13 protein-coding genes and 1 pseudogene are annotated in these 10,617 nt (G+C 66.6%); 6 read left to right on the top strand and 8 right to left on the bottom strand.

The window, feature by feature from the left end:
• A pseudogene (locus SLP03_RS22100) lies at window positions 1–464 on the top strand (RNA polymerase subunit sigma-24); the annotation flags it as partial.
• Window positions 465–632: 168 nt separating this feature from the next.
• Here the strand turns inward: SLP03_RS22100 and SLP03_RS22095 are convergent.
• The 4 genes from SLP03_RS22095 to SLP03_RS22080 form a co-directional block, all read right to left on the bottom strand.
• Window positions 633–1,691 carry a hypothetical protein gene (locus SLP03_RS22095; protein WP_319462535.1) on the bottom strand — a complete coding sequence of 353 codons (1,059 nt, stop codon included), beginning with the start codon at window positions 1,689–1,691 and terminating at the stop codon, window positions 633–635.
• 244 nt (window positions 1,692–1,935) lie between these two features.
• Window positions 1,936–2,454, bottom strand: a complete 519-nt coding sequence (locus SLP03_RS22090) for a hypothetical protein (RefSeq protein ID WP_319462534.1) — start codon at window positions 2,452–2,454, stop codon at window positions 1,936–1,938.
• On the bottom strand, window positions 2,447–3,370 hold the full coding sequence (locus SLP03_RS22085; RefSeq protein ID WP_319462533.1) for a hypothetical protein: 924 nt from the start codon (window positions 3,368–3,370) through the stop codon (window positions 2,447–2,449). Before SLP03_RS22085 ends, SLP03_RS22090 begins: the two co-directional genes overlap by 8 nt.
• A gap of 248 nt (window positions 3,371–3,618) precedes the next feature.
• Window positions 3,619–3,825, bottom strand: coding sequence for a hypothetical protein (locus SLP03_RS22080; RefSeq protein WP_319459908.1), 207 nt, complete (start codon window positions 3,823–3,825; stop codon window positions 3,619–3,621).
• Between the two features lie 108 nt (window positions 3,826–3,933).
• Here SLP03_RS22080 and SLP03_RS22075 point away from each other — a divergent pair, with 108 nt between their 5' ends.
• Window positions 3,934–4,722: an AAC(3) family N-acetyltransferase gene (locus SLP03_RS22075; RefSeq protein WP_319462532.1), complete on the top strand. Its 789-nt coding sequence runs from the start codon at window positions 3,934–3,936 to the stop codon at window positions 4,720–4,722.
• A gap of 129 nt (window positions 4,723–4,851) precedes the next feature.
• Here the strand turns inward: SLP03_RS22075 and SLP03_RS22070 are convergent, their stop codons facing one another.
• Complete coding sequence (locus SLP03_RS22070) at window positions 4,852–5,298, bottom strand: hypothetical protein (RefSeq protein WP_319462531.1); 447 nt, start codon at window positions 5,296–5,298, stop codon at window positions 4,852–4,854.
• Between the two features lie 164 nt (window positions 5,299–5,462).
• The gene (locus tag SLP03_RS22065) at window positions 5,463–6,011 is read right to left on the bottom strand and encodes a hypothetical protein (protein WP_319462530.1); all 549 of its coding nucleotides are present in this window, start codon (window positions 6,009–6,011) and stop codon (window positions 5,463–5,465) included.
• 238 nt (window positions 6,012–6,249) lie between these two features.
• On the opposite strand from SLP03_RS22065, the gene SLP03_RS22060 reads away from it, so the two are divergent.
• Window positions 6,250–6,552: a hypothetical protein gene (locus tag SLP03_RS22060; RefSeq protein ID WP_319462529.1), complete on the top strand. Its 303-nt coding sequence runs from the start codon at window positions 6,250–6,252 to the stop codon at window positions 6,550–6,552.
• 355 nt (window positions 6,553–6,907) lie between these two features.
• Here SLP03_RS22060 and SLP03_RS22055 read toward each other — a convergent pair whose 3' ends face one another.
• Window positions 6,908–7,783 (bottom strand): hypothetical protein, encoded by an 876-nt coding sequence (locus tag SLP03_RS22055; protein ID WP_319462528.1) that lies wholly within the window; start codon window positions 7,781–7,783, stop codon window positions 6,908–6,910.
• A 328-nt stretch (window positions 7,784–8,111) separates the two neighbouring features.
• On the opposite strand from SLP03_RS22055, the gene SLP03_RS22050 reads away from it, so the two are divergent.
• Entirely contained in the window at window positions 8,112–8,669 is a 558-nt protein-coding gene (locus tag SLP03_RS22050; protein WP_319462527.1) for a DinB family protein, read from the top strand.
• A gap of 68 nt (window positions 8,670–8,737) precedes the next feature.
• Here the strand turns inward: SLP03_RS22050 and SLP03_RS22045 are convergent, their stop codons facing one another.
• A complete protein-coding gene (locus SLP03_RS22045) occupies window positions 8,738–9,166 on the bottom strand; it encodes a hypothetical protein (protein WP_319462526.1) in 429 nt (142 codons plus the stop codon).
• Window positions 9,167–9,352: 186 nt separating this feature from the next.
• On the opposite strand from SLP03_RS22045, the gene SLP03_RS22040 reads away from it, so the two are divergent.
• Both SLP03_RS22040 and SLP03_RS22035 read left to right on the top strand, forming a co-directional pair.
• On the top strand, window positions 9,353–9,862 hold the full coding sequence (locus SLP03_RS22040) for a DinB family protein (RefSeq protein ID WP_319462525.1): 510 nt from the start codon (window positions 9,353–9,355) through the stop codon (window positions 9,860–9,862).
• 108 nt (window positions 9,863–9,970) lie between these two features.
• A complete protein-coding gene (locus SLP03_RS22035; protein WP_319462524.1) occupies window positions 9,971–10,420 on the top strand; it encodes a hypothetical protein in 450 nt (149 codons plus the stop codon).
• The last annotated feature ends 197 nt before the right edge of the window (window positions 10,421–10,617 follow it).

Raw genomic sequence — 10,617 nt, 5'->3', positions numbered from 1 at the left:
TGGACAAGTCGCCGGCGGCGGTGCGCCAGATCGCGACGCGGGCCCGCAAGCACGTGGCGGCGCGCCGGCCGCGGATGTCGGTGAGCCGCACCGAGCAGGAGCAGGTGGTCGAGCGGTTCCTCGCCGCCCTGACCACCGGCGACGTGCCCGGACTGCTCAAGGTGCTGGCTCCCGACGTGCTCGTCGTGGGCGACGGCGGCGGCCTGGCCCCGACAATCCCGAAGCCGGTCCGCGGGGCCGCGAAGCTCGCCCCGGTGATGGCCCGCTTCGCCGAGGTCGCGCCCGGCGCCAGGGCTTTCATCGTCGACCTCAACGGCGGCATCGCGGCGCGCATCGACCCCGGCGGCGAGAACGACACGGCCGTGTCGTTCGTCATCGAGGACGGCCGGATCACCCAGATCTACGCGATCCGCAACCCGCACAAGCTCGAGCGGCTGGGCGAGGTGGCCGAGCTTCGACGGTGAGTCCAGGCTTACGCATGCTCGCATCTGCCGCCGTCCGTGCGCGCTGGCGGGTCCCCGCTCGTTACAACCAGTGAGCGGCAGGCCGTGTCGTCCTGGCACCCGGAACTGCCGATGAGCGTGCGTTGGGCCGAGGCGAGCGTGGTGCTGCTCCTTTCGGCGAACAGGTTTCTACACGAGGCGCGGCTTGACGGCGATCCAATCGCGCAGCTGGTCGGCGAGGCGCTCATCTTGGACTTCGTCCAGGTGCCATTGAGCAGCATTGATCAGATTCTTCGCCTGGCGGGAGAGGCGCATCTGCGTGCGGTCAAGGCCGCGTAGGTCTCGACGGTCGTCGAGCATGGCCGCCTGGTCCTGGCCGACTGGGATGGCGTCAAGGCAAGCCCGGACGACGTCGTCAGCTGACGTCAGCAGCTCCGGCAACTCGGCCCACGTGCGCCGCATGTCGGCTACGAAGTACGCCATCTTCTCGGCGCTCTCGGCTCGGGTGAAGACACCCCGGGCCTGTCCCTGGCGCAGCAGCCAAAGTTTCAGCTCCACCCAGTCCGCCCGCCGACGTGGCTGGTGGCGAAGCTGCTGGTCGATGACCAGGAGAACATTCAGCCACCAGTTGACCCGTTCGCTCGGTGCCGGCTGGCGGCGGTCCAGCCAGTCCCTGCGCTGGTCGTCGCCGAGTCGGAGTAGATGGGTCAGCCCATCCTTGATTGCCTGACGTTGCGCGCCGAGGCCCGCGGCGCTTACGGTCTCGCGCGGGTGGGGCGCGCTGATCGACCAGACATCGCCGGCGTCGATCAGCTCCCCGTACGGGGTGGTGGCGACGGCGAGGGATACCCGCGACTCGGCAAGCCAGTACCGCCGGTAGCCTGCATCAGCCTCTTGAGTGACCTCCTCGAGTTGATAGCCGAGGCGCTCCAACTCGGCGTTCAGCCGCGCGAACCGCAGCTGCCGGCCGAACGGCCCGTACCGATGGACGAGACCCCCGGTGACGTCGATGGACGCCAAACGGTGCGTCTGCACGGTGAAACCGGTCGCATGCCAGGGATCGGATCCGTCTCGCCGCGACCAGAAGAACTCAACCGGGCCGTAGTCGCGACGCATCGCGGCGCGGTCGCGGTACTCCACGAAGTCACTACCCAGTGCGCGAGCTACGTCGTCCGGCGAGTCGGTCAAGCCCACGCCCAGCACTGCGCCGGTGACGACCACGTCGACGAAGAAGTCCAGATCAGCCACCCGGCAAGCTTGACCATGCAACCGTCGCGACGCAAACACCGATCGCCCCCAGCAACCGATCTCCCAGTCCGCCGCGCACGCGGCATCCGCACATGCCGCGAAGCGCGCGGTCATGGCCGATGAGCGGATGGGTCATGAGGGCAGTCGAGAACCTCGCCATGGAGTCTCCATGCAGACACCGTTCTCTGGAGCCCGGACGTCCGAGAGCCCGTGGCCGGCCCGGCCAGAAGACTGGTGAGGCGGCTCAGCGGCGACTTCCCCATGTCTGATGCCAGTAGCCGGCGTCGTCGCTGCCCATGCGAAGTACAGCATCCGGCGCCGCCGCCGCAGGCCAGAGTTCGACGAGATACCTATCGACCACTTCGTCGGCGAACTCGCCCTGCGCGCCGGCGTCCCGACCCGCGGCCGATACTCTCAGACGGTATTGCCCTGGCGGCACGGCGAGCGACCCGCCGGACTCGCCCGCCCAGGTCGACCATCGCATGGCACGACCTGGGGGCAGGTCGAACGATGCCTCGACGACGTCTTCCCAGTCGGCACTTGCTCTTGGCTCGGAGGCATCCAGCACGATGCGTACGGCGGAACCGCCTGACCGACGGGCAAGCATGATCACGACGTTGTCGGGGACCGCTGCGCCGACGAGCCCGTTCTGTTGGTCCTTGAAGAATCGGTCAGCGTCGCCGTCCCAGATCTCTTCGCCCCACTCCAATGTCAGCTGGCCGTAGTCGGTGTACACGACTTGGTTGAGCAGTTCTTCACTCATGGCGGCCCAGCCTAGGCCCGGGGCCCACGACCTCAGGTCCGAACATCCGCATCTGCCGCTGACCGAGCGTCACGCACGGTAGTCGTCGGGCGGACAGCTCGACTTCCGGTCGTGCCGAGATGAGGATGTCTCCGCGGAGAGGTGATGGGAGGTGATGGGCAGACGGTTTCAACTCTCGTTCGAGGCGTGACCACCAGTCCGCCTTGGCTAGCAGGGAGACTTCAATCGTCCCGGGCTGTCGGCTCTCGATCGAGATGCAACGGCTGCCGTACCGGTACCAGCCAAGGTTCGACAGGGTTCCCGTGACGGGTCGGCAGTCCTCGCTCCACCCGTGAGACCGCAGCACCTTCCGCACTTCGGCCGTCGTGAGGGTTGTCCTGATGGCGACCACCCGGTCGCAGAGTCCGCCGTCCTGCCCGCATTCGGTGTGGCCGGCGTCGGCGATATCCAACGCCGAGGTTGCAGGCGCGGCGTCGCTGGCCGGAATGGACATGCAGCACTCGCCCTCATAATCCCGCTGGAGCAGTCCCCAGCATCCTGCTGTCACGGCCAGAGCCGCGAGCGCCATCACCGGATTCCAGCGCCACGAGCGAGAAATCATCATCGCGAGAGTGCACACGATGATGGAGACAGTGGCGGAGGGCAGGGCCCAGTCGATGGGTGGGGCTGCCGGGCCATGACTGAGGTACACCCTCGAAACCCACACGGACGCAAGCAGCACCCCGAGCAACAACGCGGAAACCGACCAGGCCCACGCAGGTGTGGGCGCAGCGACGCCCCACGTGACCGCCGGTATCAGCGCAATGATCGCCAGCGGCAAGGCCCAAGGCCCGTGGTCGACCAACCAACTGTCTCCTGCGGCCAGCGCGACGACAACAACGACATCGACAGCCAGCAGCCTCGTCCGCCACGTCATCGCGTCACTCCCGAACCCAAGCGTGCTCCACCGCCAGGCCGTGCCCCCAAGGATGGATCCCCTCGTCGGGACCGGCGCGTGAGAAGATCACCAGGACGCCAGCGGGCAGCGACCCGATGATCCAGCCCGCTTCGCTCACCTGTCGGAAGTACGGGCCCCGATACGATCATCCATCATGTCGGCTCCGCCCCGGCTGGTGGCTCGCGAAGATCGTCATCTGCCGCCGATAGAAGGCATTGGCATCCTGGTCAGGCCAGATGCTTACAGTACGGTGAGCACCGGCGACCGAGTGAGTGGCCGAGCTCCCGCAGGAGGCTCCCCAGCCGCTCGGCTTCCTCAATGGTCTGTGGCGTAATCGGTGCGCCAGCCGCGATGTGTTCGCCGACCTCGTACAGGGTGACGTACAGGTCTTCGGCGGTCGCTCGGTCCAGCCGCACCGTGATGTCCTCCGTCACGCGGCGACATTACTCTCATGGCCGCGAGGAGCGTGGTCATGCCGATGAGCGGATGCGCTGACCAGGCGCGGATACGGCGTCGCTTCGCCAAGTAGGCACAATGACGCGGTGACGCAGCCGATGCCCCACACCATGAGCACCCTGGCCACCGACTTCCGAGCCCTCGGCCTGTCAGCCGGAGACACGGTGCTGGTGCACTCGTCGGTACGAGCGTTGGGGTTCGTCGTCGGTAAGGTACAAGCTGTCGTCCAAGCTCTGCTGGATGTGGTCGGCCCCGCCGGCACGCTGGTCGTGCCGACGCACACACCCTTCAACTCCGACCCCGCGCGCTGGCGCAACCCGCCCGTCCCCTCAGCGTGGTGGCCTCTCATTCGAGAGCAGAACCCCGGTTTTGATCCGGCGCGTACTCCCAGCCGGCACATGGGTGTCCTGGCGGAGACCGTGCGCACCTGGCCAGGCGCCCTGCGCAGCGCGCACCCGCACGTGTCGTTCACCGCGCTGGGCACCCGGGCGAGAGCGATAACCGGCGACCATCGACTCGAGGAAGGGCTGGGCGAGAAGTCACCGCTCGGAGCCCTCTACCGAGAGCACAGCAAGGTCTTACTGCTGGGTTGCGGGCACGAGCGCAACACGTCGCTGCATCTGGCGGAGCACCGACAGGCCCAACCACCGATGACCGATTACGGAGCCGCTGTCCGTGAGCCGGACGGCAACAGCCGCTGGGTCATTTGGACGGCACCGATGGCTGACGCCTCGGACTTCGCCGACATCGGGGCCGCATACGAGGCAACGGGCGCCGCCAGAGTCGGACCGGTCGGCAGCACCGTAGCGCATCTCATGCCACAGCGTGACCTGGTCGACTTCGCCGCAGCGTGGTTGGACCGCCACCGGTCATAACGGGAAGGGCCGGTGGTTAGCCACCCTCGATCAAAATTCGGTGCACGGATCTGCCGCAGACCGTGCGCCCGCTCGTGCCGACGCATGGTTGAGGCCGAGCGATGATCCGATCCCGGAGGGCTGGCAGGCTCAGTCAAGCAACCAGCCGCGTAGTTGCGTGCCGTACGGAGTCAGGGCGAGCACCGCCAGCGCGAACCACATCCCCGTGCCGATCACGAGCCAGCCGAACCCCTTCCGGTCGCCGATCCGCCAGGTGCGGACAAGGGATGGCACCCCGAGAACCAAGGCCACGAACGCGACCGGGTAGACGAACATCGCCACCACCCGACTGATCTCGAACACCCACACCAGCGGGTTCCACAACGAGTCCGGGCCGGCTGGCGGAAGCGAGTCCTTCGGGTCGCCCAACCGTTCCAGCCCCGGATCCAGCACAGCCGGGAGATCGTCGGTGTGCAGCGCGGCCACAAGCAGCACACCGAAGCTGCCGACCAGGCACACCGCCAGCAACAGCAATTGCGCCGATACCACTACTCGGCCGCCGAATGAGGCGGCCGAGGCCTGATCCTCTCGACTCATCGGCGCAACGTACACGCTCGCCGTCGACTTCGAAAGCCCCGTCGGCAGGCAGGCTCAGCGCCTCGGTGACCGCACGACCGGCATCGGCGGTCATCCGCTCACTGCCGCCGTCAACGCGCGTCGACCGTCACCGATGGCTGCCGACCATGATGCGCGTGGAGGGTCTATGCCGTGCGGCTCTGGGTCGGCGAACTATCGAACAGGACGCCCAATCGAGCGGCGGATTCGTCGGTCAGACGATAGACGCCCTGGAGGCTGACGGAGCGTTCGAGACGGCCGTTGACAACGTACTTCAAGGTGCGCTGTTCTCTGCGTCGGTTGCGCCAGGTCAGAGCGCTGAGCAGGTCACCGGGGACGGCGACGTCGAAGCGGATCGGTGTCGCTTCGACATGTACCGGGCTCGCCCCGCATCCGGCGGCGCCGAGCATCGCCCACGCGTCGTGACCGGGATAGGCCGGGTCACGCCATGTTGTTGGAGCGGCCCCGCAACAGTCGCGCCGCTGCTTGTCGACGACGCGTAGACGGCTCACCACGTAGACCACGCATCGGTTGACATGCAGCGCGAAAACATCGTCGCCGACACCGACGCTGGTCCAACTGGGAAGAGACTGGTGCACCCCGCTGAACGCCACCCGGGGCCGCTGGCCGACGCGGTGCCTGCGTAGCTCCCGGCAAACGTCATGGGTCCACAAAACGGTGAAGGCAGCCGACATGGCCGTGATCATAAGAGCGACGACTGACAGTCTCGATCCATCATGGCCATCCGCGGAGGCACCACGCAAACCGATGCGGGCCTTTGCGCACCCGCCCTCGATCTCATCCGGATCTGCCGCCGACCGGGCGTCACCTTGGGTAAGCGACCGCGGCGCCGAGGCCGTCCGTTCGTGCCGATGACAGTGCGACAGTCTTGACCCGGCGAATCTTCCGGATGGCGGTGCGGGCGAGTTCACAGTGATCACCCTCAACTGTTCACGTACGCCGGCGCCACCACGCCATCTCTACCGGCGTAAGCGGGTCGTGATGCGTACGGCGCTCGAAGACGTCATCCAGCGCGCTCACCTTGGCCTGCAACTCGCGGCGGGCCTGTGGGGCGAGCGCCGCCAGCGCTTGCGCCAACACGTCACGGTGCTCCAGCGGATCGCAGCAGGGACACCCGGAGTGAATTGGGTCCTGCAGAAGACGGGCGACCGGCTGGTGAACGGCAAGTTTCCACTCCACCAGAGCGCAGGCCACCGCGCCCGGCCACAGGCGTGAACGCTCGTAGGACCTAATCTCTCTGGCGGCTCCCGCGCTCAGCCCATCAATCGGAGATGGCTTCGTAGGGCTTTCACCTCGATGTGCCAGCGCGGCACGCACCGCTGCCGGGCGCCTACGCGCCATCGCCCTCTCTGATCATCGTCATGACGACGATGGTCGCACGTAGGACAGACCCATTCAAACGAGTAGGCATCCGCATCTGCCGCTGACAAAGCGCGGCGTCCGCGAGCGCGCTCGTCACCGTCCGTACCCACCGTCGGGTCGCTCGCTCCGTACCGCCGGGCGGCCGGCCCCAAGCCCAGCGACCGCCACTGACGGCGAACGCTGGGCAGCTCGGAACGAGCCGGGGCGGCTACGAGCCGGCCAGCAGCCGCAATGAGAACATGAGGTCCGCGAACCCCGGTGGGGCGGTCGATGCATGGTTGCAGTGATAGATCCGCTCCAGCTCACCCGCCGGCTCAATGACCATGCCGGCGTTCTCCGACCATCGATCGACTCGCTCCGAGGTGCCGTTGCGGACCATGTAGACATTGCACACCTGCAACGTCTGAGCGGGAGCGATGTAGTCGACAACGATCTCTGCAGTGTCAGCGGTCGGCCAGATGACCGTCTCGCGTGCAGACTGGGCCGGTCCGACGGTCAGCGTTCCGCCGGGTGCGAAGATCGCGATACCGTGCTCGTGTACACGGTCCGGGCGCAGTATGCGAACCGCAACCTTGCCGCTGCCCGGAACTCCGTGCCAGGTATCGCCGGTGGTGATCGTGCGAGAGCCCCACAGGATGGTCGGCGGGACAACCTTCGGCAGGTTGCGGCGTTGCCGTCGCTTGAGGTTATCCAGCATCGCGTTCGCGGTCGACAGCCCGGTCTGCTGGTAGTCGATCCGGAGGTCAGCCGTGCGGAAGCTGCCGCTGATCGGATCGAGGGCCTGACGCCATTCGTGTGCACGGCTGAGGCACGCCATGATCGCTTGGTGTGCCGCGAGGATGTCCGCCTCATCGACGTGGTGTATGTCGGCTGCGTCGCTTTCGCGGTATCTGATCATGAGTGACGCGTCACCGCGCACGGTCACCTCGATGAACCGGCCAGACGTGCTAATCGACTCGATCCTGGCGGTGGGGTTGTCCGCTGGAGTCAAGCCGTCCAGCGTCCAGTACAACTCGTCGGGGTCCCCAGAGAAGGCGTCAACGTCCGCGGGATCGTAGAGCGTCACCTGGTACTGATCACGCACTGTTTCCATCCAGGTGTCGGAACTTGCCGGTCTGGTTGGCGCACCGCTAGCCGCCGTCGAGAGGACTTGACGGTATACCGCGGCCGGAGAGCGTTGCGCCTCAGGGCATGAGCGGCCCCAGAGTCTGAGGGTTCCTCCTTGCGCTCGTCGTAGGCCGGCACGTCCGACGCTTCAACCGCCCGCGAGCCGACCAGCGGACCCAGCGAGACCCACAGGAACGGGTCGGCGGCCGTCGTGACGTTCCATTACCAGCGACCCGGCATCGACCGTGTGGCGCATCCGCTTCTGCCGATGAGCGGTAGACGAGCGGCTGGCTATGCTGCCGGCCATGAGCGAAGCGTCTCCGCAGCCTTCCCCGTCGGCGGCCCCCACCGAGGCCGAGTCCCTGTTGTCAGTTCTCGAGCGCAACCGGCGGACCTTCGCCTGGAAGACGTCGGGGCTCGACGAGAAGGGTCTGCGCGCGACCACGGCGGCCAGTGCGATGACGCTCGGTGGTCTCGTCAAGCATGTGGCCCTTGTCGAGGCAGACTGGCTGGCGGTCAAGCTCGCCGGACAGGAGTACGGAGCCCCGTGGGACACCGTAGATTTCGACGCCGACCCTGACTGGGAATGGCACACGGGGGCGCTGGACTCTCCAGAAGATGTCTACGCAGTGTGGCGAGACGCTGTGGAGCGTTCGCGCGAACTCGTGGCTGAGGTCATCAAGGAGCGCGGGCTCGACGGGCCGGCGTCCTTCACCTGGCCGGACGGCCGCACGCCTACGGTCCGCGCCATGCTCCTAGACATGGTTGAGGAGTACGCACGACACACGGGCCACGCGGACATCCTCCGAGAGGCAGTGGATGGTCGCGTGGGTGAAGGCGCGCCTGCAGACTTCACCGTCTGAACGTCCTCGGCTGCCGCGATCCGCGCGCCTGTCGCCGCACGATCGCAGGTGGTCGCGATGCAAGCTGGTCACCAGCCGTCCAGGATTGAAACGCGGACAGAGTAAGAAGCGCTCTCGGCCAGCTCGACGCTGTACGTCACCCGGCGGATCTGGCGGTCGTCTACGTAGAGTGCGACCTCTTGGAGCGCTCCGAGGTGGGAAAGGTCCATGCTGGTTGGGTGGCTCTTGTCTTGGAGAACGTCCCCGATTCCACCGAGATAGTTGGTTGCGTCTCCGGGAGGACCGCCTGCCGGCGCTTGAACAACTACATCGAGCGCGATGTCGGCGCTTACTATCGTCCAGCCGACTTGCCGTGACGCTACGGCGGCTGCTTCCAACAGGGCTCGGACACTTCCGTGGTGCTTGTGGCCGGCGGCCAGCATGGATTTGGCCTCATTCTTGAGCGGTGGCCATCCTGGTACGTCGAAGGCGATCTCGAGTGCAGCGTCCGGGTTCATCGGCTCAGTGTCGGCTGATTGACGCGGTATCGGAAGGTCAGAGGTCCTCATCTGGCCGCCGTCCGTGCGCGCCGCCCAACTGGAAGTCGTCACGCCCGGTGACCGGCCTCCGTGCCGGTCGACGGCCGGAACTGCCGAGAACAGTGCGCCGGTAGGAACGGCTCCGACGTGACGGACAATGTCGAGATGACGATGGCGTTCCCTTCACCGACGGTTCCAGCAGCAGGGCGGACCGAGGTGTTTCTGCGGTACCTCGACTACTTCCGGGAGATGGTGCTGTCGAAGGTATCCGCGCTACCCGATGACGAGCTACGACGTAGCAGGCTTCCGTCGGGTTGGACACCGCTTGAGCTACTCAAGCACCTGCGCCACGTCGAGTTGCGCTGGATTGAGTGGGGATTTCAAGGGCGCGAGGTCGAGAAACCGTGGGGAGACCAACGCGAGGACCGGTGGTACGTCGCGCCCGACGAGACACTCGACGGCTTGATCGCGGCGCTGCGTGCACAGGGTGCGCATACCGGAGCCGTGGTCGCATGTAACGAGCTCACGACGGTTGGGGCTCCTGGTCCGAGATGGGACGGTGCACAACCGGCGTCGCTGGAGCGCGTGTTGTTCCATCTCCTGCAGGAGTACGCCCGCCATCTCGGACACCTCGACATTGTCACAGAGCTCGCCGGCGGTCCGACCGGCGAGTAGGTCCGCTCACACCATGAACGAACTACGATATGGAACGGCGGGTCACGTCCGGCTACGCCAACTACAGCAAGGCGTCTGAGCTGTTCGGCAAGATCGAGGGAGATGTCCGTGGCCTTGATTTCTGACGTCCTCGGGCGGGACGCGATGGAAAGACACGCCGCGGCGGAATTCCGTTTTCTCGTGATCGATGCCGGAGCCAGCGTCGCTCGTGAGCCCGACGCCTCCCGTACAACACTCGCCTACCTCATGCCGGAAGCCTTCGTGGAAGTGGAGTTGGACTGGCAGGAGGGCGCTGTCTTCGTCCTGGCGGGAAGGCCCGTCAACAGTGGCCGACCCGACGGGTACTACGTGGACCACCGGGGCCGGAAGGTTCGATGGCACCTCGTTCGGGCTGTTGACTACAGCTCTCGGCCGGATGCGGCGGACGTGGCGGCCGACCTTCGGCGGGTGACCCGCGGATCCGGGCGTGACGCGATGGTGGGCCAGATCGATGCCTTAGCGGCAGCGTTGCGGCAGGTCTTGCCGGAGTTGCCGGCCCTCGTTCAACAGCTGAACTGAATCCGGTCCGCAATGCCGGGAGACAGGGGCCGCCCGATCGGCGCTCGCCGGTCGGGCCGCCCCCGTGGCCTCCTCGGTGCGGCGACAGGATGGCGGGAAGGGCTCATGAGCGCTCACTCCGAACGAACCGTCACGACGGCGGGCGCGGCGATGCTGTGGACTCTCGCCATGGCGTACCGGAGGTGCTGGAAGGACGG

It is taken from the genome of Micromonospora sp. RTP1Z1 (assembly GCF_033804685.1).
Lineage (GTDB): Bacteria > Actinomycetota > Actinomycetes > Mycobacteriales > Micromonosporaceae > Micromonospora.
The sequence above is the reverse complement of the archived record's forward strand: the minus strand, read 5'-3'. Positions and strand labels throughout refer to the sequence as shown.

Bases quoted from the DNA above. Each gene is read 5' to 3' on its own strand.
- SLP03_RS22090 (WP_319462534.1), bottom strand. From the start codon at position 2,454: ATGAGTGAAGAACTGCTCAACCAAGTCGTGTACACCGACTACGGCCAG.
- SLP03_RS22085 (WP_319462533.1), bottom strand. From the start codon at position 3,370: ATGACGTGGCGGACGAGGCTGCTGGCTGTCGATGTCGTTGTTGTCGTC.
- SLP03_RS22070 (WP_319462531.1), bottom strand. From the start codon at position 5,298: ATGAGTCGAGAGGATCAGGCCTCGGCCGCCTCATTCGGCGGCCGAGTA.
- SLP03_RS22065 (WP_319462530.1), bottom strand. From the start codon at position 6,011: ATGTCGGCTGCCTTCACCGTTTTGTGGACCCATGACGTTTGCCGGGAG.
- SLP03_RS22050 (WP_319462527.1), top strand. From the start codon at position 8,112: ATGAGCGAAGCGTCTCCGCAGCCTTCCCCGTCGGCGGCCCCCACCGAG.
- SLP03_RS22045 (WP_319462526.1), bottom strand. From the start codon at position 9,166: ATGAACCCGGACGCTGCACTCGAGATCGCCTTCGACGTACCAGGATGG.
- SLP03_RS22040 (WP_319462525.1), top strand. From the start codon at position 9,353: ATGACGATGGCGTTCCCTTCACCGACGGTTCCAGCAGCAGGGCGGACC.